The organism is Streptomyces sp. KPB2 (genome assembly GCF_003950055.1).
In the GTDB taxonomy this organism is placed as follows: Bacteria; Actinomycetota; Actinomycetes; order Streptomycetales; family Streptomycetaceae; genus Streptomyces; species Streptomyces salinarius.
The window spans coordinates 8,022,713-8,045,810 of the sequence record NZ_CP034353.1 but is presented as its reverse complement, the minus strand read 5'-3'; the positions used below and the strand labels follow the sequence as shown (position 1 = coordinate 8,045,810).

23 protein-coding genes and 2 pseudogenes are annotated in these 23,098 nt (G+C 71.6%); 12 read left to right on the top strand and 13 right to left on the bottom strand.

Features of this window, described 5'->3' with window-relative positions; all coding sequences use genetic code 11:
* Together rfbA and D1J63_RS36475 are read right to left on the bottom strand one after the other, a co-directional pair.
* A complete protein-coding gene (rfbA, locus tag D1J63_RS36480; protein ID WP_125635030.1) occupies positions 1-876 on the bottom strand; it encodes a glucose-1-phosphate thymidylyltransferase RfbA in 876 nt (291 codons plus the stop codon).
* Between the two features lie 141 nt (positions 877-1,017).
* Positions 1,018-1,889 (bottom strand): IS5 family transposase gene (locus D1J63_RS36475; RefSeq protein ID WP_241235487.1). Its coding sequence is split into 2 segments (ribosomal slippage): positions 1,018-1,529 and positions 1,529-1,889, totalling 873 coding nucleotides; the frame shifts between segments, so codons are not numbered across the junction.
* Positions 1,890-1,937: 48 nt separating this feature from the next.
* Here D1J63_RS36475 and D1J63_RS36470 point away from each other — a divergent pair.
* Positions 1,938-3,155 carry a class I SAM-dependent methyltransferase gene (locus tag D1J63_RS36470; RefSeq protein WP_125635028.1) on the top strand — a complete coding sequence of 406 codons (1,218 nt, stop codon included), beginning with the start codon at positions 1,938-1,940 and terminating at the stop codon, positions 3,153-3,155.
* Positions 3,156-3,160: 5 nt separating this feature from the next.
* On the top strand, positions 3,161-4,159 hold the full coding sequence (rfbB, locus tag D1J63_RS36465) for a dTDP-glucose 4,6-dehydratase (RefSeq protein WP_125635026.1): 999 nt from the start codon (positions 3,161-3,163) through the stop codon (positions 4,157-4,159).
* Here rfbB and D1J63_RS36460 read toward each other — a convergent pair.
* The 4 genes and pseudogenes from D1J63_RS36460 to D1J63_RS36445 all read right to left on the bottom strand — a co-directional run.
* Positions 4,048-4,935: pseudogene (locus D1J63_RS36460) on the bottom strand (LysR substrate-binding domain-containing protein); the annotation flags it as partial. The gene rfbB and the pseudogene D1J63_RS36460 overlap by 112 nt on opposite strands.
* A 45-nt stretch (positions 4,936-4,980) precedes the next feature.
* Positions 4,981-5,238, bottom strand: coding sequence for a pentapeptide repeat-containing protein (locus tag D1J63_RS37505; RefSeq protein ID WP_125635022.1), 258 nt, complete (start codon positions 5,236-5,238; stop codon positions 4,981-4,983).
* Positions 5,205-5,570, bottom strand: coding sequence for a pentapeptide repeat-containing protein (locus D1J63_RS37500; RefSeq protein ID WP_232249657.1), 366 nt, complete (start codon positions 5,568-5,570; stop codon positions 5,205-5,207). Before D1J63_RS37500 ends, D1J63_RS37505 begins: the two co-directional genes overlap by 34 nt.
* A gap of 128 nt (positions 5,571-5,698) precedes the next feature.
* Entirely contained in the window at positions 5,699-5,929 is a 231-nt protein-coding gene (locus tag D1J63_RS36445; protein WP_232249658.1) for a hypothetical protein, read from the bottom strand.
* A 488-nt stretch (positions 5,930-6,417) separates the two neighbouring features.
* Here D1J63_RS36445 and D1J63_RS36440 point away from each other — a divergent pair, with 488 nt between their 5' ends.
* A complete protein-coding gene (locus tag D1J63_RS36440; RefSeq protein ID WP_125635018.1) occupies positions 6,418-7,359 on the top strand; it encodes a hypothetical protein in 942 nt (313 codons plus the stop codon).
* A 316-nt stretch (positions 7,360-7,675) separates the two neighbouring features.
* On the top strand, positions 7,676-9,517 hold the full coding sequence (asnB, locus tag D1J63_RS36435) for an asparagine synthase (glutamine-hydrolyzing) (RefSeq protein ID WP_125635016.1): 1,842 nt from the start codon (positions 7,676-7,678) through the stop codon (positions 9,515-9,517).
* Between the two features lie 129 nt (positions 9,518-9,646).
* On the opposite strand, the gene D1J63_RS36430 is transcribed toward asnB, so the two are convergent.
* A complete protein-coding gene (locus tag D1J63_RS36430; RefSeq protein ID WP_031044132.1) occupies positions 9,647-9,844 on the bottom strand; it encodes an antitoxin in 198 nt (65 codons plus the stop codon).
* Between the two features lie 81 nt (positions 9,845-9,925).
* The gene (locus D1J63_RS36425; RefSeq protein WP_176156087.1) at positions 9,926-10,723 is read right to left on the bottom strand and encodes a sulfite exporter TauE/SafE family protein; all 798 of its coding nucleotides are present in this window, start codon (positions 10,721-10,723) and stop codon (positions 9,926-9,928) included.
* Positions 10,724-10,816: 93 nt separating this feature from the next.
* On the opposite strand from D1J63_RS36425, the gene D1J63_RS36420 reads away from it, so the two are divergent.
* Together D1J63_RS36420 and D1J63_RS36415 are read left to right on the top strand one after the other, a co-directional pair.
* On the top strand, positions 10,817-11,611 hold the full coding sequence (locus tag D1J63_RS36420; RefSeq protein ID WP_125635012.1) for a helix-turn-helix transcriptional regulator: 795 nt from the start codon (positions 10,817-10,819) through the stop codon (positions 11,609-11,611).
* Positions 11,612-11,888: 277 nt separating this feature from the next.
* Positions 11,889-12,119 carry a hypothetical protein gene (locus D1J63_RS36415; RefSeq protein WP_125635010.1) on the top strand — a complete coding sequence of 77 codons (231 nt, stop codon included), beginning with the start codon at positions 11,889-11,891 and terminating at the stop codon, positions 12,117-12,119.
* Between the two features lie 18 nt (positions 12,120-12,137).
* Here D1J63_RS36415 and tatA read toward each other — a convergent pair whose 3' ends face one another.
* Positions 12,138-12,410: a Sec-independent protein translocase subunit TatA gene (tatA, locus tag D1J63_RS36410; RefSeq protein WP_125635008.1), complete on the bottom strand. Its 273-nt coding sequence runs from the start codon at positions 12,408-12,410 to the stop codon at positions 12,138-12,140.
* A gap of 151 nt (positions 12,411-12,561) precedes the next feature.
* Here tatA and D1J63_RS36405 point away from each other — a divergent pair, with 151 nt between their 5' ends.
* Positions 12,562-14,118, top strand: coding sequence for an LCP family protein (locus tag D1J63_RS36405; RefSeq protein WP_125635006.1), 1,557 nt, complete (start codon positions 12,562-12,564; stop codon positions 14,116-14,118).
* Here D1J63_RS36405 and mgtA read toward each other — a convergent pair.
* The 3 genes from mgtA to D1J63_RS36390 all read right to left on the bottom strand — a co-directional run bounded on the left by mgtA (position 14,109) and on the right by D1J63_RS36390 (position 18,510).
* Positions 14,109-16,814, bottom strand: coding sequence for a magnesium-translocating P-type ATPase (gene mgtA, locus D1J63_RS36400; protein WP_125635004.1), 2,706 nt, complete (start codon positions 16,812-16,814; stop codon positions 14,109-14,111). The genes D1J63_RS36405 and mgtA overlap by 10 nt on opposite strands.
* The gene (locus D1J63_RS36395; protein WP_031044115.1) at positions 16,807-17,169 is read right to left on the bottom strand and encodes a metalloregulator ArsR/SmtB family transcription factor; all 363 of its coding nucleotides are present in this window, start codon (positions 17,167-17,169) and stop codon (positions 16,807-16,809) included. The genes mgtA and D1J63_RS36395 overlap by 8 nt, the downstream gene beginning before the upstream one ends.
* Positions 17,170-17,325: 156 nt before the next feature.
* Positions 17,326-18,510, bottom strand: a complete 1,185-nt coding sequence (locus D1J63_RS36390) for a right-handed parallel beta-helix repeat-containing protein (RefSeq protein WP_125635002.1) — start codon at positions 18,508-18,510, stop codon at positions 17,326-17,328.
* Positions 18,511-18,739: 229 nt separating this feature from the next.
* On the opposite strand from D1J63_RS36390, the gene D1J63_RS36385 reads away from it, so the two are divergent.
* The 3 genes from D1J63_RS36385 (at position 18,740) to D1J63_RS36860 (ending at position 20,096) form a co-directional block, all read left to right on the top strand.
* Positions 18,740-19,114, top strand: a complete 375-nt coding sequence (locus D1J63_RS36385) for a PadR family transcriptional regulator (protein WP_125635000.1) — start codon at positions 18,740-18,742, stop codon at positions 19,112-19,114.
* Positions 19,111-19,710, top strand: coding sequence for a hypothetical protein (locus D1J63_RS36380; RefSeq protein ID WP_125634998.1), 600 nt, complete (start codon positions 19,111-19,113; stop codon positions 19,708-19,710). The genes D1J63_RS36385 and D1J63_RS36380 overlap by 4 nt, the downstream gene beginning before the upstream one ends.
* Positions 19,711-19,892: 182 nt before the next feature.
* Complete coding sequence (locus D1J63_RS36860) at positions 19,893-20,096, top strand: hypothetical protein (protein ID WP_164713132.1); 204 nt, start codon at positions 19,893-19,895, stop codon at positions 20,094-20,096.
* Positions 20,097-20,218: 122 nt separating this feature from the next.
* Here the strand turns inward: D1J63_RS36860 and D1J63_RS37495 are convergent.
* A pseudogene (locus D1J63_RS37495) lies at positions 20,219-20,497 on the bottom strand (LysR family transcriptional regulator); the annotation flags it as partial.
* Positions 20,498-20,657: 160 nt separating this feature from the next.
* Between D1J63_RS37495 and D1J63_RS36365 the strand changes: the two are divergent.
* Entirely contained in the window at positions 20,658-21,308 is a 651-nt protein-coding gene (locus D1J63_RS36365; RefSeq protein ID WP_241235670.1) for a DUF4328 domain-containing protein, read from the top strand.
* Between the two features lie 223 nt (positions 21,309-21,531).
* Positions 21,532-23,088, top strand: coding sequence for an FMN-binding glutamate synthase family protein (locus D1J63_RS36360; RefSeq protein ID WP_125634994.1), 1,557 nt, complete (start codon positions 21,532-21,534; stop codon positions 23,086-23,088).
* Positions 23,089-23,098: the final 10 nt, after the last annotated feature.

Sequence of the window (23,098 nt, the reverse complement as noted above, 5' to 3'; positions counted from 1 at the left end):
TCAGGCCGCGATCTCCTCGGCGATGGTCATGACGTAGCGGCCGTAGGCGGAGTGCGCGATCCGGCTGCCGAGCCGGTGGCAGGCGTCGGCCGTGATGAAGCCCATCCGCAGGGCGATCTCCTCCAGGCACGCGATGCGCACCCCTTGCCGCTCCTGCAGCGTGCACACGTAGTGTCCGGCCTGGAGCAGCGACTCCGGCGTGCCGGCGTCCAGCCAGGCGAAGCCGCGACCGAGGTGGACGAGCCGGGCGCTTCCGCGGGACATGTACACGCGGTTGACGTCGGTGATCTCCAGCTCGCCCCGGGCGGACGGGCGGAGGTTCTTGGCGATGTCGACGACGGTGTTGTCGTAGAGGTAGAGCCCGGTGACGGCGTGGTTGGAGCGCGGCCGGGCCGGCTTCTCCTCCAGCGAGAGCAGCGCGCCGTCGCCGTCCACCTCGGCGACGGCGTAGGGGCGGGGGTCGCTCACCCGGTGGCCGAACAGGACGCAGCCGTCGAGCGCGGCGCGGCTGTCGGCGAGCACGGAGTAGAAGGCGGGGCCGTGGAAGATGTTGTCGCCCAGAACGAGGGCGACCGGCTCGTCGCCGATGTGGGAGGCTCCGATCAGGAACGCCTCCGGGATGCCGTTGGGTTCGGGCTGCTCGCGGTAGCCGAGCCGCAGCCCGAGGTGGGATCCGTCGCCGAGGAGCCGCTGGAACTGGGGGAGGTCGGTCGGGGTGGAGATGACGAGGATGTCCCGGACGCCCGCGAGCATGAGAACGCTCAGCGGGTAGTAGATCATCGGTTTGTCGCCGACCGGCAGCAGTTGCTTCGACACGGCGAGAGTGATCGGGTGGAGTCTGGTTCCCGACCCGCCCGCCAGAACGATGCCTTTCACAAGCGGTCTCCTGCTCTCGTCTCGGGAGTGGCACACAGCGGTGGAAATTAATCCGGGCCGCCGTCGACCCCGGCTCGACAGCGAGTGGATCCCGTGGGCCGCCGCGCCTGTCCAGTCGCGTTCTAGGCAGTTTCGTTTGGATCACCGGGCGGACCAGAGGAAGATGCCCGCGATGTGGAGTCCGGCCAGGTAGATGGTGGCGGTCTTTTCGTAGCGGGTGGCGATACCACGCCACTGCTTCAGGCGGTTGATGCACCGCTCGACGGTGTTGCGCTGCTTGTAGGTCTCGCGGTCGAAGGCCGGTGGCCTGCCGCCCCGGCTGCCCCGACGTAGCCGGTGTGCGCGCTGGTCTGCGGGGACGGGGATCACTGCCCGGATGCCGCGCTTGCGCAGGTGCTCGCGGATCGCGCGGGAGGAGTACGCCTTGTCGGCCAGGACCAGGTCCGGCCTGGTGCGGGGTCGTCCTCGTCGGCGGGGAACGCGCAGGCGGGCCATGACGTCGGTGAACGCGGGTGCGTCACCGGCCTGGCCTGCGGTGAGAACGAACGCCAGGGGCCGGCAGCGGGCGTCGGCAGCGAGGTGGATCTTCGTGGTCAGTCCGCCGCGGGACCGGCCGATGGCATGGTCGGTCGGCTCGCCGGCCGGGGCCCCCTTTTGCGGGCTCCGGCCGCGTGCTGGTGGGCCCGCACGATGGTGGAGTCGACCGAGACGGCCCAGTTGAGGTCCTCGTCCGCGTCTGCCTGGGCGACCAGGGCGGTGAAGACTCGCTCCCAGGTGCCGTCGACGGCCCACATCCGCAGCCGGTTGTAGACCCCTCGCCAGTTGCCGTACTTCTCCGGCAGGTGAACCCACTGCGTGCCGGTCTGGAACTTGTAGGCGATCGCGTCGATCACCTCTCGATGGTCTCGCCAGCGACCACCTCGCCTCGGCGTCCGGTCCGGGAGCAACGGCTCAATCCGCGCCCACTGCGCATCAGTCAACGGCACACCCGAACCAACGACCGACTGATCCAAACGAAACTGCCTAGTTCCCTTCGAGAGCGGGCGGCCACCGTGTACGTCATGACTGCATGCCGCATCTGTCAGGGCTCGGTGCACCAGTTCTTCGACTTCGGCCGCCAGCCCCTCTCCGACGGTTTCCTCCGGCCCGGGAAGACGTCGGGCGAGTTCTTCTACCGGCTCGCGGTGGGGGTGTGCCGCTCCTGCACGATGGTGCAGCTCATGGAAGAGGTGCCGCGCGAGCGCATGTTCCGCGCGGACTACCCGTACCACTCCTCCATGTCCGTGGTGATGCGGGAGCACTTCACCGGCACCGCGCGGCACCTGCTGGAGACCGAGTGCCGCGACGGCGACCCGCTCGTGGTGGAGATCGGGTGCAACGACGGCGTCATGCTGCGCACGGTCGCCCAGGCGGGAGTCCGGCACCTGGGGGTGGACCCCTCCCGTGACGTCGCCGAGCTGGCCGCCGCCAAGGGCGTGCGGGTGCGGATCGACTTCTTCGAGGAGTCGCTGGCCCGGGAGGTGGCCGCGGCCGAGGGGCCGGCGCAGGTGATCTACGCCGCGAACACCATGTGCCACATCCCGTACCTGGACTCGGTGTTCCGGGGCGTGGACGCGCTCCTCGCGCCCGACGGCGTCTTCTGCTTCGAGGACCCCTACCTCGGCGACGTGGTGGAGCGCACGAGCTTCGACCAGATCTACGACGAGCACTTCTACCTCTTCTCGGCGACATCGGTACGGGCCGTCGCCGGCCGGTTCGGTTTCGACCTCGTCGACGTCGAGCGGCTCCCCGTGCACGGCGGGGAGGTCCGCTACACCCTCGCCCGCAGCGGCGCGCGCCGGCCGTCGCAGCGGGTGGAAGCGCTGGTGCGGGAGGAGACGGAGCGGCGGATCGCCGAGATCTCCACCCTGGAGCAGTTCGCGACCCAGGTGAAGCGGAACGTCGAGGACCTGGCATCGCTGCTGCGTCGGCTGCAGGAGGACGGCGCGCGCGTGGCCGCGTACGGCGCCACGGCGAAGAGCGCGACCGTCACCAACTACGGCGGCCTCGGCCCGGACCTCATCCCGGTGGTCTACGACTCGACACCGGCGAAGCAGGGTCTGCTCACGCCGGGTTCGCACATCCCCGTCCGGCCCCTGGAGGAGTTCTCCCGCGACTATCCCGACTACGCGCTGCTCTTCGCGTGGAACCACGCGGGCGAGATCGTCGAGAAGGAACGGGAGTTCCGCGAGCAGGGCGGGAAGTGGATCCTGTACGTCCCCGACCTCCACGTCCTGTGACGGCCATGCCGACGCGACTGCTCGTAACAGGCGGAGCGGGTTTCATCGGTTCGCACTACGTGCGCACGGTGCTCGGCCGGGAGTCCGGCGGCGCGGCGCCCGGTGTACGGGTGACCGTCCTCGACAAGTTGACGTACGCGGGAAACCTGGCCAATCTCCGGCCGGTCACGGACGACTCCCGGTTGCGGTTCGTGGCGGGCGACGTCTGCGACCCGGACGTGGTGGACCGCGTCGTCCGGGACGCCGACGAGATCGTCCACTTCGCCGCCGAGTCGCACGTCGACAGGTCGCTGGTCGAGGGCGACGCGTTCGTGCGCACCAATGTGCTCGGCACCCAGGTGCTGCTCGACGCGGCGCTGCGCCACGGGGTCGAGCGGTTCGTCCACGTCTCCACCGACGAGGTGTACGGAACGATTTCGGAGGGGTCCTGGGCCGAGGGGCAGCCGCTGAGCCCGCGGTCGCCGTACGCGGCGTCCAAGGCAGGGGCGGACCTGGTGGCGCTGGCCTACCACCGCACCCACGGGCTGGATGTACGGGTCACCCGTTGCAGCAACAACTACGGCCCCTACCAGTACCCGGAGAAGATCGTTCCGCTGTTCGTCACCCGGCTGCTGAACGGCCTGACGGTGCCCCTGTACGGCGACGGTTCCCAGGTGCGGGAATGGCTGCACGTCGACGACCACGTGCGGGGCGTGGAGCTGGTGCGCACCCGCGGTGCGGCCGGCGAGGTGTATCACATCGGCGGCGGTGCCGAGCTCACCAACCGGGAGCTGACCGGCCTGCTCCTGGAGGCGTGCGGCGCCGGCTGGGACCGGGTCGAGCAGGTCGCCGACCGGCCGGGTCACGACCAGCGCTACGCGCTCGACTGGACGAAGGCCCGCAGCCTGCTCGGCTACCGTCCCCGGCGTGCTTTCGCGTCGGCGCTGACGCAGACGGTGCTCTGGTACCGGGACCACCGCGCGTGGTGGGACGCCGACGCCCGGGTGGCGAACCCGGTCCAGTGAATGAACGACCGGATCAACGGATTGGTGTCCCGTTCATTGCACACCGCCACCACTCGGCTGGGCCCCATGTCGATCAGCGGCACCGCGGTGAACTCGACGGGCAGGTCGTGCCCGAGCGGGGCCAGGCCGACCGTGCCGTTCCACAGCACGGCCTGCAGGCATTCCTGGACGGCACGCACCACTGGTCCCCCGCGCGGCCTCCCATCGTTCCAGTACGACTGCCAGACCGGGTCGGTGCCCTGCGGGAACTGGAACCGGCGGCGGTCACGCAGCTCGGCCAGCCGCAGTCCGTCGCGGCCGGCCAGTGGGTCGTCGGCGCGCAGGACTACGCCGACGGGATCGCGCCGCAGCTCTCGCACTGTCAGGGCGGTCTCGTCGAACGGCGCCCGGGTGAGGGCGACGTCGACCAGTCCGGCGCGCAGTCCACACGTCGGGTCGGCCAGGTCGGTGTCGCGGACACGGATCTCGACTCCGGGGTGGTTACGGCGGTAGGCGGCGGCCGGCCCGGCCACTCCCGGGTCGGTGCCGTCGCCCAGGATGCCCACGGTGACGGTCGCGACGCCGGCTGCCGCTCGCACGGGTACCCGGACGCGGTCGGCATGGTCGAGCAGTGCCCGCGCCCCGTCGAGCAGCACCGTGCCCACCGGAGTGAGCGTGATGCCGGCCGTCGAGGGGGCGAAGAGCAGAGCCCCGACCTCGGCCTCCAACTGCTTGATCGCCCGGCTCGGCGGCGGCTGGCTCATGTGCAGTCGGGCGGCGGCCCGGCCGAAACGGAGCCGCCGAGACCGGTGCGGGCCGGAATGGCGGCAGACACGACAGGGCTATGAGAGTCCGGCGGGCAGCCTCGTCTCCGCGTCGGTACGGGCCGAATCGAGCTGCTTGCGCGTCAGGTTCTTCACGTGGGACAGGTCTGCGCCCGTCAGGTCCGCATCGGCCAGGTTCGCGCCCTCCAGGTTGGCGCCGTCCAGGATCACGCCCACCAACGGTGTGCCGTGGTGTTCCTTGTTAACTGTGCTCAGGTCGGCACCTTTCAGATTGGCACCGGTCAGGTTCGCGCGAGGCAGCCGCGCACCGCGCATTTCCGCGGAGCGCAGATCGGTACCGGAAAGCTCGAGTGCCGCAGATCGGCGGCGAACAGCTTCGCCCCTCGCAGGTCTGTCTTGACCAGGGACGCTCTGGACAGCGTGGTACTGGTCAGGTCTGCGTTGCGCAGGTCGGCATTGCTCAAGTTGGTGGCCCGCAAGTCCGCGGAGCCCAGTTTCGTTCCCCGCAAGTACGTGCCGCGCAGGTCCGCCTGGGCCAGGACCGCAGGTTGATGGGGAACCTGCCGCCCGATCTCGGTTCCGAAGAGCCAGGCCGAGCGAAGGTCCAGACGGAAGTCCCCGTCGTGAGAGACCCTGGAGCGCATCATGCAGGACTCTCCCCGTGACCATTCGACCATCGCCAATGTCCTCGCCACGTACGTCCGGCTCCACGCCGCGAGGCCGCCGGCGCACGGCCAGGACGTCCCGGCAGACGTCAACGCGGCCCTGACCGTCCTCACCACCCGCAATAGACGCCGCCCAGACGCACATCCATCTTGTCCGCTCCGAGATTGCTCACCGCCGCGGTGTAACGGTCGGTGATCTGCCCCTCCTTCGTCAACGCCCGCTCTTGGCGCGCCTGGTCCAACGCCTGTTGTGCCTGGACGTTGGAGTACCAGAGGCCGGCCACCGCCACGGCGGACGCCACCAGTACCGACACCAGCTCGACACGCCGTGCCCAGTCCATGCCGCCCGACCCGTTCCGCGGGCCGCGCCCCGCCGCTCGTAACCGGCTCCGCACGAGAGTGGACCGGGCGGGTCGGCGCAACCGCGGACGGCGTGAAGACCTTGGCGTCATACGGACATTCGATCGCGGACCTCGGCCCACCACAACCGTTGAGGCCGTGGCGGCCTCCCGGTCGGCTCCGGCGATGTCCGCTCGCTGCGCGTGCTGTGGCAAGCTCGTCGTCGCCGCCTGACTCGACGTCTTCCGCGACGAAGACCAGTTCTCCGTCGTCCGTCGGTCCGCGGCCATGCGGGATCCCGAGGGGCGGTCCCGGCGGCGCCGCGAACGCCCCGCCCCCACCGGCAGCGTCGGGCGCCCACTGCTGTACTTGGAGAGAGTGGGGGGCAGTTGACGCACCACCACACGAAGCGGTCCGCGTTCCGGCCGAGTCACCGAACTCGCCTTCGCTCTGCCGGGACACGGCGGTCATCACCTGAAGGAGCGGCGACATGCGCGCACGAGGCATCAACTACGACACCGGGTTCCTCCCCGGACAGGACCTCTCCCGCAAGACGTTCGACCCCGAAACGGTCCGGCACGACATGGGGGTGATATCCGACGAGCTGCACTGCGATGCCGTACGCGTCTCGGGCCGGGATCCCGAAAGGCTGAGCATCGCCGCCCGGTGCGCGGCAGCCGCGGGCCTCGAGGTGTGGTTCGCCCCGTTCCCCGTCGACCTTCCCGCCGACCGGCTGCCGCCGTTCTTCGCCGACTGTGCCCGCCGGGCCGAAGCCCTACGACGTGGTGGCGCCGAAGTCGTCTTCGTCGCGGGCTGTGAGATGACCGCGTTCTGCGGCGGCTTCATGCCGGGCGAGACCTACGGCGACCGACTGCGGACCATGGCCGGGGCGGACATGGAATGGTGGAACGGCCTCGGCCCGGTACAGGAACGCCTCAACGCCTTCCTCCCGCAGGTGGCCGCGACGGTGCGCGCCCGCTTCGGCGGCCTCATCACGTACGCCTCGGCGCCCTGGGAGTTCGTCGACTGGCACCCGTTCGACCTGGTCGGCGTCGACGCCTACCGTGCCGCGTACAACGCCGACACCTTCCGGTCCGAACTGCGGGGGCACCGCGCACACGGCAAGCCCGTCGCCGTGACCGAGTACGGCACCTGCGCCTACCGAGGCGCGGGTGAGCGCGGCGGCTCGGCCTGGCAGGTCCCCCACGACGCCGTTCCGGACGAGGACGAGCAAGTCCGCTACCTCACCGAACTGCTGGACGCCTTCGAAGAGGAAGGGGTGGACACCGCGCTCTGGTTCACCTTCGCCGGCTACAGCAGGCCCGGAAGGGCCGACCTGGGCTCCTACGGCGTGGTCCGCATGCTCGACGAGAGCCGGTGGGAACCGAAGAAGGTGTTTCACGCGATGGCCGCCAGGTACCGCCGCGACTGAGCGACGGGGCGACGCCGGCGCCCCAGTCCGGGGCGACGCCGGACCGTGTGGTTGGGGAAGACTTTGCGCGTGGCCGAATCCGCGCGAGCCGCTCCCTGGCCGAGGGCGACGGACGGTATCGCGCTCGCAAAGGATGGCTGAAAACGGAAGATGCTCTATGTCCGTTCCGTCGCGGCCGCGTTGACCTCGCTTACTCCGGTGTCGCACGCTCGAAATATAGATGGAACCTACAGCTGGTTCGTCGTCGACGCGCCCGCAGTCGCAAAACAACTGGCATCGGCGAGGTCGCCGGCGGGCCGGACTCAGGAGGTTGCGTATGTGCGGCATCACCGGCTGGGTCTCCTTCGACCGCGATCTCGGCACCGAGAGGGCGGCACTGGACGCGATGACCGAGACGATGGCCTGCCGCGGGCCGGACGACCGCGGCGTCTGGGCGCAGGGGCCCGCCGCGCTCGGCCACCGCAGGCTCGCCGTCATCGACCTGCCCGGCGGCCGGCAGCCGATGAGCACCGAGACCCCGCACGGCACGGTCGCGCTCGTGTACTCGGGAGAGACCTACAACTTCACCGAACTCCGCCGTGAGCTCGCCGACCGCGGGCATCGTTTCACCACCGGGTCCGACACCGAGGTGGTGCTGCGCGGCTACCTCGAGTGGGGCCACGCGCTCCCCGAGCGCCTCAACGGCATGTTCGCCTTCGCGCTGTGGGACGGCCGCGAGGACAAACTGGTCATGGTCCGCGACCGCATGGGCATCAAGCCGCTCTACTACCACCCCACCGCGGACGGGGTGCTGTTCGGCTCCGAGCCCAAGGCGGTCCTCGCCCATCCGTCGGCCCGCCGCCGGGTCCGGCTCGACGGCCTGAGGGAACTCCTCACCATGATCAAGACGCCCGGTCACGCCGTTTGGGACGGCATCCGCGAGGTCGAACCCGGCACCGTCGTCACGGTCGACCGCTCGGGCCCGCACCGGCGTCGCTACTGGGAGCTGGAGACCCGTCCGCACACCGACGGCAGGGACGCCACCGTCGAGCACGTCCGCTCGCTCCTCGACGACATCGTGCGCCGCCAGCTCGTCGCCGACGTGCCCCGCTGCACTCTGCTCTCCGGCGGACTGGACTCCTCCGCGATGACCGCCCTCGCCGCCCGGCAGTTGGGTGAACGCGGTGAGAAAGTCCGCAGCTTCGCCGTGGACTTCACGGGGCAGACCGAGAACTTCGTCGCCGACGAACTCCGCGGCACCCACGACACCCCCTTCGCCCACGACGTCGCCCGCGCCTCGGGCACCGACCACCAGGACATCGTGCTGGACGCCCGGACCCTCGCGGATCCCGCGATCCGCGCCGAGGTCGTCCGCGCCCGGGACCTGCCGGCCGGCCTCGGCGACATGGACGCCTCCCTGTACCTGCTCTTCCGGGCGATCCGCGACCACTCCGTCGTGGCCCTCTCCGGCGAGTCCGCCGACGAGGTCTTCGGCGGTTACCTGCAGTTCTTCGACGAGGAGGCACGCCGCGCCGACACGTTCCCCTGGCTGGTGTCGATGAGCCGCCGCATGGGGGAGGACACGGATGTGCTGCGCCCCGACCTGGCGGCGAAGCTGGACCTCACCACGTACGTGGCCGACGGCTACCGCGACGCCGTGGCAGGCATCCGGCGCCTGGACGGTGAGAGCGACTTCGAGTACCGGATGCGGCGGATCTGCCACCTCCACCTGACCCGCTTCGTACGCGTCCTGCTCGACCGCAAGGACCGCGCGAGCATGGCCATCGGCCTGGAGGTCCGCGTCCCCTTCTGCGACCACCGGCTCGTCGAGTACGTCTACAACACTCCCTGGGCGCTGAAGTCCTTCGACGGCCGGGAGAAGACACTGCTGCGCGAGGCGACCGCGGACGTGCTGCCGAAGTCCGTGTACGACCGGGTCAAGAGCCCCTACCCGGCCACCCAGGACCCCAAGTACACGGCAGCCCTGCAGGACCAGGCCAGGGAGCTGCTCACCCGCTCCGGCCACCCCGTCTTCGACCTCGTCGACCCGGGTCGGCTGCGGCGGGCCGCCGAGCGGGAGGAGCCGACGAGCAGTCAGGCGGGCAGGCGCGGCCTGGAACGGGCCCTGGACCTCGCCCTCTGGCTGGACCTCTACCGGCCGGAACTGGACCTGAGCTGAACGACTCGCCCCTGGGCCTGTCCTGCCGAAGCGGCGCTCCGGGGGCCCGGCGGACCGGTGCTCGGCGCGGGAGGCCGGCCGGACACCGGGCGGACACCCCCGGGCCGCTCGTACGGAGGGGAAGGGCCGTCAGTCCTTCCTGTCGCCCAGCTTCCCGATGTAGTCCTGGGCCTTGTCGACGGCGGCGTCGATCTTGTCACTGTGCTTGCCGCCGGTCTTGTCGTCGATGAGGTCGCCGGCCTTCTCCAGACCACTGCTGATCTTGTCGCCGTGCTCCTCGGCGACATCCTCGAGCTTGTCCTTGAGGTGCTTCAGGCTGTCGAACATGAACCGTCCCCCTTCTACAGGGCTGTAGTAGTCAGGCACTCATGATCTCATCCACGCACGGCCCGAGCGGCCGCCCGGCGTTCACCGCACCATCGCGAGGGCCACCGCGGCGAGCAGCGCGACGTACGTCCAGGCGTGCAGGCGGTCGGGGAGGCCCGGCGGGCGTCGGCGCAGCACCGCGATCACCGGCAGGGCGCCCAGGAGCAGTGCGCCGGCCGCGCGCAGGTCGACGAGGCCCACCAGGGTCACGTCGGCCCGGGTGCCGACGGGGCCCCCGGAGCCGGCCAGGAAGACGGCGGCAGCCGGGAGCGCGATCACGAGGGTCAGCGGGTTGGCCAGCGCGGTCGCCACGTGCATCGTGTGACCGGCCCGCCGCATCGCGGGGACGGTCATGACGCTGCCCCCCACCCCGAGGAAGGCGGCGACCGCGCCGACGGGTGCACCGACGACGGCCGGCAGGGGGCGCGGGGCACCCGGAGCTTCCACCGCCGGGGCGCGCGGGCGCAGGAAACCGGGGCGCAGCAGCAGGTCCACGACGGTGAGGACGACGTACGCCACGAACGCCCAGCGGATCAGCCAGGCCGGTGCGTGGCGGGCGGTCAGCGCGCCGGCCGTGGCGCCGGCGCCCAGCAGGAGGAGCAGCGGGCCGCTGCCGCGCAGGACGCCCAGCACCCGCCGCGGCGTGACGGCGGTGGCGAAGGCGGCGTTGGCCACCATGACCAGGGCCGAGGTGGCCGTCGCCACCCGCATCGCGTCCGCGCCGAGCGCGGAGTCCGCCCACACTACGACGGGGACGGTGACGAAACCGCCGCCGAACCCGAACAGGACGGTGGTCACACCGGTAAGGAGCCCGATTCCGAGCAGAGCCACGAATTCCACACGGGCCACTCCACCAGTTCGGCGGCGGCGCCCGCATTCGATGTCCGGCACGAGACTTTCGCGACCCGGCCAGGACGGCCGTAGCCTGGCCGGGTGAAGAACGTCCCCCTGGCCGACGTCGACGCCGTGGACCGGGCCGTGCTGCCGATCGGGACCGACTACCCGCCCGGGCACCTCCTGGACTGGCACGAGCACCGGCGCGCGCAGTTCCTGTACGGCGCCACCGGAGTCATGGTGGTCGACACCGACGACGGCACCTGGACGGTACCGCCCGAGCGCGCCGTCCTGGTCCCGGCCGGCACCCGGCACCGGGTGCGGATGCTGGGCGTGAGCACCCGCAGCCTGTACATCGAGCCGGACTCCGTACCGTGGTGGCCCGACACCTGCACGGTCGTGGACGTGCCGCCGCTCCTGCGTGAACTCCTCCTGGCGGCCGTGGAGTTCGAGGCCGACTACAGCCTGGCCGGGCGCGACGGCAGCGTGGCCGACCTCCTGCTGCACGAGATCGCGGCGCGCGCCCCGCTCCCGTTCCACGTCCGCATCCCCGCGTCCGCGGATCTGGCCGCGCCGTGCCGGGAGTACCTGGCCGCCCCGGACGCCGGGGTCACCAATGCCTCCTGGGCGGCGCGTACGCACCTGAGCGAGCGGGCGTTCACGCGGCGCTTCCGCGCCGAGACGGGCGACAGCCCGGCCGTCTGGCGGGGCCGGGCACGCCTGCTCGCGGCGGTGCCGCTGCTGCGGTCCGACTCGGTCAGCGAGGTCGCGGGCCGGCTCGGCTACGCCTCCCCCGCCGCGTTCACCGCCGCCTTCACCCGCACCTTCGGCGTCCCGCCGTCCCGGTTCACGCGGGGGCACCCGGGGCGGTCCCACCACGCGGGAGCCGATTAGTCCGGCGTCCGCGAACCGGGCGCCCCCCGGCTGCCCGCCGGCACGCACCTCCGGACGGTGCCTGCGTCGGCACCGACGGGGCCGCGGTGGACCGGGGCCGGAAATCTGCGCATCGACACCGACGGACTCACCGTCGGGCGGGTGGCCGATGCCATCGCCGCCGATACCGCGGTGCCGATACCGTCGTCCCGTTGTCGGGGCAGTGAGCGACGGCGCCGGCTTTCCCGTGATCCACCTCACGACACTCGTAAAGTTGCGCAACCCATAAACTGTCGCCATGGAGACTACGGAAGCGACGAGCTGGGAGACCGCGGTCCTCACAGGAGGCCCGGCCGACGGGGCGCACATGAAGGTGACGGGGCGACCCTGGGTGATCCAGGTGACCCGCGCCTGCGCGCCGGACGACGTGCCCGACGGAGTGCGCGTGGAGGCCGTCTACGTCTACCGGCGCGACGCCCGGGTGAAGGACCGGCCGCTGCGGTACGGCTTCGACGCGGCCAGTCCCTGATTCGGGGAGGCGCCGCCCTCAGCGGGCGGAGTCGCCCCCGGCGGCCGGCCGGACCTCCCCTTGCGCGGCGCCGCTCACCCGCGGCACCGCGGCGGTGGGGGTGGACGCATCCCCGGCCGCGGCGGACGGCGCGGCCTCGTCCCCCTTCATGGCCTTGGCCTCGCTCTTGAGGATGCGCATCGACTTGCCCAGGGCGCGTGCGGTCTCGGGCAGCTTCTTCGACCCGAACAGCGCGATGGTCACGATCGCCACGATCAGCAGGTGCCAGGGTTCCAGTCCGTTGCGGAGCATCCCGCCCACTCTCCTTGTCGCCGGTCGGCGGCCCGCGCCGGACGGCACGGAGCCAATAATTGCTATATTGCGCAACTGTACAACCATGGGGGTGGGGTCAGTCGTCCCCTCCGTATGAGCCGGATGGATGAGGACGTATGAGGACGTATCAGTGACCGCCACGCACGACCGCACCAACCCGTCCCACCGTCGGCGCCGGGCGGACCCGCCCCGCCGCGGTGGGCCCTCCCGGCGTCGCGCCGCCGCGGCGCGGCGCCGCAGGCGCAGCCCGCTGCGGATCACACTCCTGACCGCGCTGGCCGTGGTGGTGCTGGGCACCGCCGGTCTGGGGTGGATCTACCTGAAGCTCAACGGCAACATCGACACCTTCGACGGCGACGGCCTGTCCAAGAACCGTCCCGAGGCCGGTTCCTCCAAGGGCGAGAACGTCCTCGTCATCGGCTCGGACGCGCGCACCGACGGCAACAGCGCGCTGGGCGGCGGCAGCAAGGACGACATCGGCCGCTCCGACACGGCGTTCCTGCTGCACGTCCACGCCGACCACAAGCACGCCACGGCCGTCTCGATCCCGCGCGACACCCTGCTGACCATCCCGCCATGCAGGCTTCCCGACGGGACCTGGACGACGACGCAGACCAACGCGATGTTCAACTCGGCCTTCTCGGTGGGCCAGACGGCGAAGGGCAACCCCGCCTGCACTCAGAACACGGTCGAGGAGCTGACCGGTCTGCGCGTGGACCACACGGTCGTCGTCGACTTCAAGGGCTTCGCGGCACTGACGGACGTCGTGGGCGGGGTGGACGTGTGCCTCCCCGGCGACGTGCACGAGAAGGACCTCAACCCCCACCGCACCACACAGGGCCGACTGCTGTTCAAGAAGGGCGAGCAGACCGTCTCCGGGCAGCAGGCCCTCGACTACGTCCGTCTCCGGCACGGCATCGGCGACGGCTCGGACATAGGGCGCATCAAACGCCAGCAGGCCTTCGTCGCCAGCCTCATCGGCAAGATCAAGAGCAACGGGCTCACCCCGGCCAAGCTGTTCCCCCTCGCCGACGCGGCCACCAAGTCGATGACCGTCGACCCGGGCCTGGGCACGGCCGACAAGCTGATCTCCTTCGCGATGTCGTTGAAGGACGTCGACCTGCACAGCACGAAATTCGTCACCATCCCCTGGCGGTACGAGGGCAGCCGCGTCGCGATCGTCCAGCCGGACGCCGACCGGTTGTGGGCCGCGCTCGGAGCCGACCGCACCATCGACGGCACCGACGCCAGCGGCAGGAACACGGCACAGGCTTCCGCCTCCCCCTCGCCGGAGAGGGAGGAACGGATTTCCGGCGACGGCATCGAGGTCGCGGTCCACAACGGCACCACCGTGCCCGGTCTGGCCTCGAAGGCCGCGACGACGCTCACCGAGCACGGCTTCACGGTCACCGGCACCGCCAACGCGAACAGCCAGGACCACGCCACCACCGTGATCGAGTACGGCGCGGGCCTCGAAGCGCAGGCCCGGACGGTCGCCGCGGTCTTCCCCGGTGCTCAGCTCCGGTCCGCCGGCGGGGCCGGCTCCGGCGTCCGGGTGGTCCTGGGAGCGTCCTACGCCGCCGACGGCAGTTCCGCCGCGCCGGAACCGACCGCCGTGCCCTCCTCGGTCGCGGACGGGGCCCGCTCCGCCGACGACGACCTGTGCTCGGACCTGTCCTACGGGTGACGCCGGCCGCGGGCCGGACGGGTGCGCCCGGCCCCGGGCCGTCGCCGGTCGTCGTAGCGCGTCCTGGCCGCCGCCAGCCCGGCCGCATAGAACACGAGGACGACGGCGAGCAGCACGTAGTACAGGGCCGGCAGGGCCGTGAGGCCGAGCACGGAGCCGAGCGGCGAGACCGGCAGCAGCAGCCCTGCGGCGGCCAGCGCGGCGGCCGCCCAGGCGACCGGGCCCGGGACGCGACCCGCGCCGCGCAGGATCAGCATCACCAGGGCCTGGGTGACCAGGTTCTCGGTGAACCAGCCGGAGTGGAAGACCGCCTCGTCGTCCAGGCCGTCGGGCCCGTACAGGGTGAGGGCGAGGACACCGAAGGTGGCCAGGTCGGCGACGGCGTTGAGCAGGCCGAAGCCGGTGATGAAGCGCAGGAGCCCGCGCGGGCGCAGCAGGGTGGGCCGGTGCAGGGCCCGCGGATCGGGCCGGTCGTGGGCGAAGGCGAGCTGGGCCGCGTCGAAGCAGAGGTTCTGCGCGAGGACCTGGGCCGGGAGCATCGGCAGGAAGGGGAGGAGGAGACCCGCGCCGAGCATCGCGATCACGTTGCCCAGGTTCGAGGACAGGATGATGCGCAGATAGGTGGCGATGTTGGCGCCGGAGTGGCGCCCCGCCGTGATGGCGTGGTCGATCGCGGTGAGGTCCTTGTCCGCGAGGACCACGTCGGCGCTCTCCCTGGCGACGCCCACGGCGTCGCGGTGGACGATGCCGACGTCGGCCGCGTGCAGGGCCGGCAGGTCGTTGACACCGTCGCCGAGGAAGCCGACGGTGTGCCCGCCGGCGCGCAGGGCGGCGGCGATCCGGGCTTTGTGTTCGGGAGTGCAGCGCGCGAAGACGGTGGCACGCCGCGCGGCGGCGGCGAGTTCGTCGTCGCGGAGCCCGTCGACGCCCTCGGCGGTGAGGACGGACTCCGGGCCGACCTGGATGCCCAGATCGCGGCAGGTTCGCACAGCGGTTCCCGGATGGTCGCCGGTCAGCAGCTTGACCGTGACGCCTCGCTTCGCGAGGACCGCCAGCGCCTCGGCGGCGGTGGGCGCCGGCGCGTCCTGGAAGGTGACGAAGCCCCGGAAGAGCAGGCCGCGTTCGTCGGCCGGGGTGTAGTCGCGGGTGCGGGCGGGGCGTTCGGCGGTGGCGACCGCCAGCACGCGCAACCCGTCCTCCGCCTGCGCGGTGGCGCGGGCGAGCAGGCCGTCGCGCTCGTCGTCCGCCAGCGCGCAACGCTGCAGAACGGCCTCCGCGGCTCCCTTGACGACCAGCGTGTGCGTGCCCAGCCGGCCCGGTGTGCGGACGACCGCGGTGGCAAGGCGCCGCACCGGGTCGAAGGGCAGGACCGCCACCGCGTCGTACGGCATGAGTTCGTCTTCGTCCACGGCGTCCAGGACCGCCTCGTCGAGGGCGTCCGGCGCGGGCAGATCGGCCAGGTGAAGGGTCGACCAGGCGTTCACCGCGGCCCAGCGCAGCACCTCGGAGTCTTCGGTGCCCGCCGGCTCGACGGCGCGGTGGACGACGGGACGGTCCTGGGTGAGGGTGCCGGTCTTGTCCAGGCAGAGGACGTCGACGGCGCCCAGGTCGTGCAGCGCCGTGAGCCGTTTGACGATCACCCCGTGCGTACGGGCCAGCAGCGCCGCCCCGCGGGCCAGGCAGGTGGTGACGACCACCGGCAGCATCTCCGGGGTCAGCCCGACCGCCACCGCGACGGCGAACGGCACCGTCTCCAGACCGCGCCCGCGCAGCGCGGCATTCGCCATCAGGACCAGCGGCGGGGTCACCAGCATGAACCGGATCAGGATCCACGAGATGCCGCGCACCGAACGGTCGAAGGCGCCGGCCTCCCGCGGCACGGCGAGACGGCCGTGGGCCTCGGCGAACCGGGTCCGCGCCCCGGTCGCCACGACGACCGCCGTGCCACTGCCGGAGGCGACGCTGCTGCCCTGGAAACAGAGGTGGGGTTCGTCGAATCCCCCCGCTCCCGGTTTCGCGCGTCGCGCGAGGGAGCCCGTGCCGGAACCGGCCGCTGCCGGCATGTCGCGGGCGTCCTTGGCCACGGGGGCCGACTCCCCCGTGAGGGCGGCCTGGTACACCGTCAGCCCGCGAGCCCGCAGGAGCCGTACGTCGGCCGGAACCGGATCGCCCGGACCGAGGCGTACCACGTCACCGGGCACCAGCTCGTCCACCGGGATCTCCCGGAGTTCGGGAGCCGCGCCGTCCTCCGTGCGGCGCTGGGTCGCGGCGGTGGTGGCGACCATCCTGCGCAGCGTGGCCATGGAGCGGTCGGCCCTGAGTTCCGGGGTCGCCCGCAGGACACAGCTCACCCCGACGAGGAGCAGGATCACACAGGCCGTGCCCCAGGAGGCGACGGCCGCCGACACCAGGCCGAGACACCCCAGGACTGCCGTGAACGGATCCCGCAGGCTGCGGACGAAGAGCCGCGGCCACGAGGCGCCGCGATGCACGGGGAGCGTGTTCGGCCCGGACCGTGCCAGCCGCTCCTGTGCCTGCGCCTCGGTCAGTCCTCGCGGCGTGCTGTCCAGTTGCCGCAGCACCTGCAGCACGGTCGGAACGTGCGCACCGGCGGCCGAGAGCTCCTCCGGCGCCGGCGCGGCACCGTGGGCCGGCCCCTCACCGCCGGGTTGCGACGCCGGGGCCGTCTCACGCACCGGACCCGCGCAGCCGGCGCACCGGGGCGGACGCACCCTGGGCGCGGGCGGTGAGCTGGCCGACCATCAGGCGCACCACGGTCACCACGTCGGAGTCGTCGACGAAGTAGACGACCCGTCGCCCTTCCCTGCGGGAGCGCACCAGACCGGCGAGCTTGAGCTTCGCCAAGTGCTGGCTGACCGCGGGAAGCGCCCCGCCCACCCGGTCCGCGAGGTGACTCACATCACTCTCGCCCTGCGACAACGCCCACACGATGTGCAGCCGGGCGGACGACGCCAGCAGCCCGAACGCGGCGGCCGCCTCCGTCAGCACCTCGGCGGGCGGGTCCTCGGACCCACCGACGTCTGCCGCCACGGTCCTTCTCCCTTCCGGCCTGATCATCAGCTCCGTGCTCTGCGCCGACCAGTCTAGGTGCCCGTACTCGCGGGCCGGTCCGCGCCGAGGGGGCCTCGACCGGCCGGACCGGCCCGGCGGTGCGCATCCGCCGGGCCGGTCCGGTCGCGGGGCGTCCTACAAGGTCACGGCCTTGCCGCCAAGGGTGACGGCCAGCTTGCCGTCCGCGGCGAACGACCAGCCGAGGGCACCGCTGTAGGAGGAGCAGCGGGAACCGTTCGTGCCCGTCCAGAACTGGTTGGTGCTGTCCGCGTTCCCGACGGTCTTGTCGTTCGAGCCGGACACGGAGAACCGGCAGGAGGTGTTGGAGCGGTACACCGACGTGCCCTTGTCGAACGAGTAGTTGCGTTCGGCGTTGTCGACGCCCAGGTTGCTGGAGATCGCCATGCTGCCCGGGTTGCTGTTGTACGTGAACCCGTGGTGGCCGTTCTTGAAGGCGATGCTGCGGCGGACGACGTGGTCGACGGCGATGCCGTCGCCGCCGAGCTTGTAGCCGTTGCGGTCACCGTTGTCGTTCACGGTGCCGTCGCTGAGCGTGCCGTTGCCGTACGCCAGCGAGTCCTCGATGGTGACCGGGCCGATCGCCCCGGTCTCGGTCTTGGTGTACAGGTCCCAGCCGTCGTCGATGTTGTGGTGGGAGACGGCGTAGCGGAAGACGTTGCCCGGGCCCGTGGTGAGTTTGGCGGCGAAACCGTCCGCGTCCTCGCCGTCGGAGTCGGCGTTGTCGTGCGACTCGGCGCTCAGGATCAGATTGTTCGCCGGCCACTGGCTTACGGGCGTGCTGGAGGAGATCCGGCCGAGTTGCAGGCCGGTGTCCCGGTTGAAGCGGGTGACGGTGCGCTCGATGACGTTGTTGCTGCCGCCGATGTAGATGCCGTTGTCCCCGGCATGCTCGACGACGATGCCCTTGATGTGCCAGTAGGAGCCGTTCACCTGCAGCCCGCGGTTCGAGGAATCCTCGCTCTGGGCCGCGAAGTTGAGCACCGGCTTCTCGCTTGCGTAGGCGGTGATGGTCGTGCGCGCGGACGCGGTGCCGTTCGCGCCCTCGGGCACGGTGACGGTCTGGCCGTACGCGTACGTCCCGCCGCGCAGATAGATCGTGCCGCCCGGGGCGACCCGGCTGATCGCCGAGGCCAGTGTCGTCGGGTCGGCGAGGGTGCCGGCGGCGCCCTCGGTGCCGGACGGTGCGACGTACACCGTCGTCGCGGCCTGCGTCGCGGCCTGGGCGGTGGCGCCGGAGGCAACGGCGGCGAGCGAGCCGGCGAGCAGGCCGAGGGAGGCGACGAGAGGTCTCATTTTCATCGTTCGATCTCCAAGTGTGGGGGTGGGTCGAGGGCCGGAGCGCGGACCCTGGCGCTGGGGGGAAAGCGCTCTCTATCCGGGACCGTAGCCATACAGCATGAGCAGGTCAAGATTCACGTATGTGATTGACAGTCATCCATACGAACATTTGAGGCATCGACAACCCGTGAGGTCCGCCGTCTCGCAGCACCCGGACAGCCGCCTTGCCCAGCCTGGTAACTTGCTTTGCATGGAACCTGGCAACTCGACCAAGCAGGCCCGCGCAGCCACCCAACTGCGCAAGGGCGTGCTGGAGTACTGCGTACTCGCCCTGATGCGGGACCGCCCCCGCTACGGCGTGGAACTCCTGCACGCCCTGGAGGAGTCCGGCGCCCTGGCCACCAGCCAGGGCACGGTCTACCCCCTGCTCTCCCGGCTCCGCCGGGAGGACCTGGTCACCACCACCTGGCAGGAGTCCGCCTCCGGCCCGCCCCGTCGCTACTACGCGCTCACGGCGAGCGGACGGGCCGCGCTGGACGAGTTCACCCACGTCTGGCCCGGTTTCCGCAACGCCGTCGACACGTTCCTGGCCGTCCCGCACCACTCCGCCGGAGACCTCACATGAAGACACCGACCGACCCCACCCGCGACTACCTCGCCGCCGTGGAACGCGAGGCCTCCGCGCTGCCCGCCGAGCGCCGCCAGGAACTCCTCGCCGACCTCGCCGAACACATCGAGGTGACGCGCGCCGAACGCCCCGACGCGACGCCCGGCGAGATTCTCGCCGAGCTGGGCGATCCCCGCGCGATCGCCGCGACGGCGCTGGCCGAGTCCGGGAGCGGGGAGGGGCCTGCCGCGGCCCCCGGCGGCGTGGGCGCACCCGTGCGGCGCGGCAGGGTGCACCCCCTGGTGCCGCTGCTCATGCTCACCGTCCCCTACCTCGTCACGACGTTCCTCTGGGACGTTCCCGGCCTGGCGTTGTGCAGCGGCCTGATCCGAATCGCCGGCGGGGTGCTGCTGTGCACCTCGGTGCACTGGACCCCGGTCCGGAAGATCGTCGGCGTGGTGCTCACGCTCGTCGCGCCCACCGTCGCCGGGATCGTCTGGCGGGAGACCACCGTCGCCCCGGCCGGCGACACCCCGGCCCTGGTGGCCAACCTGGTCGCGCTCGCCGTCGTGGCCGGGACATCGGCCTGGCTCTGGTCCTCCCGCCGTCCCTGAGCCGAAGCGCCGGACGCCCCCCTCGGCGGTCGTCCGGCGGGAGCCGCACGCACCTCCACCCTGGCCCGGGTGCCCCAGCTTCCGACCTGCCAGCAGGTCGCCATGGCGTTCAGGTACAGAGGGCGAAGCACCACCAGGCTCCAGAGCCCGGCCAGCGGGGAGAACAGGAACATCAGTGCCTGGTGGCGCAGCGTCTCGTCGGTTCTCCGGATGGCGAACAGGCGCAGGCTGACGAGGTAGTTCATCGCGCAGGCCAGGACGAGCGTGTACTGGAGCAGCGAGCCGGTCTGCTCGCGCAGTTCCGGGGTGGCGAGGACCGCCACGGGCACCAGGAGGACCAGGACGAGGTGGGCGTACTCGACCACGGGCATCCAGAAGCCCAGTGAACGCAGCGGCATGTGGCGCAGCCACCACAGGTGCCGCACGGTGGTGCCGCGCATCCAGCGCAGTTGCTGGCGCAGGTAGTGGCGCGGCCGGTCCGGCACCAGGGTGAAGCACTCTGGGAGCCGTCGACGGAGACCTCCACGCGCGGCTCGATGCCCAGCATGCCGAGCTGGCGGACGGCCGGGGCGTCGTAGGTGCGCTGGTGGGTGACCCGGGGCAGCCGGGCCAGGTCTTCGCGGGTGAGCCGGTCCCCGACGCTCGGGTGCTCCTCCTCGGCGACGAGGAAGACCCACCGGTCCTCGTAGAGGTCGGTGGCGGGGAGGTCGCTGATGACGCCGTGCGGCATGAGCAGGCCGTCGGTGGTACCGAGCAGGGCGTCCGTGGCGTCCACGACGGTGGTCGGCGGGGCGGGGCCGTGGTCGGCGTGGTCACCCTGCTCAGCGTGCCGCCGCTGCTGCGCATGATGCGGCCGGAGGCCCTGCGGACGGAATAGCCCCTCGGGACGAAGCCGCAGGACGGGAGCGGGCGGGTCCGTCCCGGCGCTCGTGATGGAGGATGACCGGGTGAACGACGAAGGCAGGACACCTGCCCTGCAATCCCTGACGGGTGCCGCCCGCTGCGCGACCGTGGCCCTCGCCCTGGCGGGAGTGGCCTGGGCTGCCAGAGGAGTGTGGCAGATCCGGCTCGCCGTGGCCGGGCAGCCGCTCTCCGGCCCGCCGGACCAGGGCGGCGGGCAGCACCGCCCGCTGACTGCCCTGGAGGACGCCTACCATCTCGTCAGTACGGCGGGGGACGTCACCACGGTGCTCTGCGCGGTGGCCTTCCTGGCCTGGCTGTCGCGGGCCCGTGACAACGCGCGTCTCCTGTCCGGCGGACGGCTGCGCTACTCCTCGCCCTGGGTGTACCTCGGCTGGATCGTCCCCGTGGCCAACCTCTGGGTACCGCGCGGGGTCGTGGCCGACGTGCACCGGGCAGGCGCTCGGGACACCCGCCTGCCCCGCGTCGTCACCATATGGTGGGTGCTGTGGCTGGTCGGCCTGCTGAGCGGGGTGGGCCTGATGTACGCGGACTCGACGGACGAGGTCATCGCGCGCGCCTACACGGGGGTGGCTCCGCTGCTGGTGGCGGACGCCGCGGTCGTCGGCGCCGCGGTGGCCTGCGGTCTCATGGTGCGCGCGCTCACCGGCGCCCAGGAGAAACGGGCGGCTGCCTGAGGCCGCGGCGGCCAAGCCCTCCTGCCGGGCGCCGGACCCGGGGGTTCCGGCACGGTGTCCGCACGCGGTCGCACCCGGCCGCGTGCCGCCCTGCTGGCTCCCCCTACCATCGCACTGCGTTCCTCGGCGGACACCGACACCGGTCCGGCCGTGCCCGCCGCCCGCATGACCAGATGTCCACCGACGGGGGTGACGGGGCCGGCCGACGAGAAGGGGAAGACTCATGCGCGCCCGGAGCATCGGCACGGCGACCGCAGCGGCACTGGCCGTGGTGGCCGCCCGCGACCTCCTCCAGAAGAAGCACGCACTGCTGCGGAACTTCCCGTTGGTCGGGCACGCCCGGTACCTGCTGGAGACCATCGGGCCGGAGCTGCGGCAGTACATCGTGACGTCCAACGAGGAGGAACGGCCCTTCAGCCGTGATCAGCGCACGTGGATCTACGCGTCGGCGAAGGAGGAGAACAACTACTTCGGATTCGGCACCGACGTCGACGTCGAGCACGTGCAGGGGCGTGCGTACGTGAAGCAGCGCACCTTCGCCCGGAGCCTGCCCGAGTCGCACGGCCGTCCCGACCTGCCCGCCGCCGTGCCGTCCGCCAAGGTGCTGGGCGGACCCCGCGGCCGGGCCAAGGCGTTCCGGCCCGACAGCGTCGTGAACATATCGGCGATGAGCTTCGGCTCGCTCTCCGGCGCCGCGGTCACGGCCCTCAACAAGGGCGCGGCGCTGGCCGGGACGATGCACAACACGGGCGAGGGCGGGCTGTCCCCGTACCACCGCAACGGTGCCGATCTCGTCCTCCAGATCGGCACGGCGTACTTCGGCTGCCGCAACGAGGACGGCACCTTCGATCTCGGCAAGCTCAAGGAAGTGGTGGCGGGGGCCCCGGTCAGGGCGATAGAGATCAAGCTCTCCCAGGGCGCCAAGCCGGGGCTGGGCGGGATGCTGCCCGGCGCCAAGGTGACGCCGGAGATCGCCGCGATCCGCGGCATCCCCGAGGGCAAGGACTGCGCCTCGCCGTCGCGCCACACCGCGTTCGGCGACGTCGACTCGATGCTGGACTTCGTGGAACTGATCGCCGGCGAGACCGGCTTGCCGGTCGGCATCAAGAGCGCGGTGGGCGAGACGGACTTCTGGCGCGAGCTGGCCACGCTGATGGCGCGGGGCGACCGCGGGGTCGACTTCGTCACCGTCGACGGCGGCGAGGGCGGCACCGGTGCGGCGCCCCTCACCTTCACGGACTCCGTGTCGCTGCCCTTCCGGATGGGCTTCTCCCGGGTCTACGGCACCTTCGCCGAGCGGGGACTGACCGACGACCTCACGTTCATCGGCTCCGGCAAGCTCGGGCTGCCCGACAACGCCGCGGTCGCCTTCGCCCTCGGCGCCGACATGGTCAACGTGGGACGGGAGGCGATGCTGTCCATCGGCTGCATCCAGTCGCAGAAGTGCCACACGGACAAGTGCCCCACGGGTGTCGCCACCCAGAACGCGTGGCTGGCCCGCGGCCTCGACCCGGAGTCGAAGGCCACCCGTGCCGCCGTCTACCTGCGTACTCTGCGCAAGGAGTTGACGAAGATCTCGGCGGCCGTCGGCGTGGCCCACCCTGGCCTCATCACGGCCACGGACATCGAGATCCTCAACGGTGACTACGACGCCCGGACCCTGGCCTCGGTCTACGGCTACAAGGACGGCTGGGGCGAACTCGGTCCGCGCCTCGCCGAGGAGATCACCGCGCTGCTGGCGGCCGAGCGGCACACCGCCCCGGACACGCTGAAGGCCTGACCGGCCGTCC

Bases quoted from the DNA above. Each gene is read 5' to 3' on its own strand.
- D1J63_RS36470 (WP_125635028.1), top strand. From the start codon at position 1,938: ATGACTGCATGCCGCATCTGTCAGGGCTCGGTGCACCAGTTCTTCGAC.
- rfbB (WP_125635026.1), top strand. From the start codon at position 3,161: ATGCCGACGCGACTGCTCGTAACAGGCGGAGCGGGTTTCATCGGTTCG.
- D1J63_RS37505 (WP_125635022.1), bottom strand. From the start codon at position 5,238: ATGCGCGGTGCGCGGCTGCCTCGCGCGAACCTGACCGGTGCCAATCTG.
- D1J63_RS37500 (WP_232249657.1), bottom strand. From the start codon at position 5,570: ATGATGCGCTCCAGGGTCTCTCACGACGGGGACTTCCGTCTGGACCTT.
- D1J63_RS36445 (WP_232249658.1), bottom strand. From the start codon at position 5,929: ATGGACTGGGCACGGCGTGTCGAGCTGGTGTCGGTACTGGTGGCGTCC.
- D1J63_RS36440 (WP_125635018.1), top strand. From the start codon at position 6,418: ATGCGCGCACGAGGCATCAACTACGACACCGGGTTCCTCCCCGGACAG.
- asnB (WP_125635016.1), top strand. From the start codon at position 7,676: ATGTGCGGCATCACCGGCTGGGTCTCCTTCGACCGCGATCTCGGCACC.
- D1J63_RS36430 (WP_031044132.1), bottom strand. From the start codon at position 9,844: ATGTTCGACAGCCTGAAGCACCTCAAGGACAAGCTCGAGGATGTCGCC.
- D1J63_RS36415 (WP_125635010.1), top strand. From the start codon at position 11,889: ATGGAGACTACGGAAGCGACGAGCTGGGAGACCGCGGTCCTCACAGGA.
- tatA (WP_125635008.1), bottom strand. From the start codon at position 12,410: ATGCTCCGCAACGGACTGGAACCCTGGCACCTGCTGATCGTGGCGATC.
- D1J63_RS36390 (WP_125635002.1), bottom strand. From the start codon at position 18,510: ATGAAAATGAGACCTCTCGTCGCCTCCCTCGGCCTGCTCGCCGGCTCG.
- D1J63_RS36385 (WP_125635000.1), top strand. From the start codon at position 18,740: ATGGAACCTGGCAACTCGACCAAGCAGGCCCGCGCAGCCACCCAACTG.
- D1J63_RS36380 (WP_125634998.1), top strand. From the start codon at position 19,111: ATGAAGACACCGACCGACCCCACCCGCGACTACCTCGCCGCCGTGGAA.
- D1J63_RS36360 (WP_125634994.1), top strand. From the start codon at position 21,532: ATGCGCGCCCGGAGCATCGGCACGGCGACCGCAGCGGCACTGGCCGTG.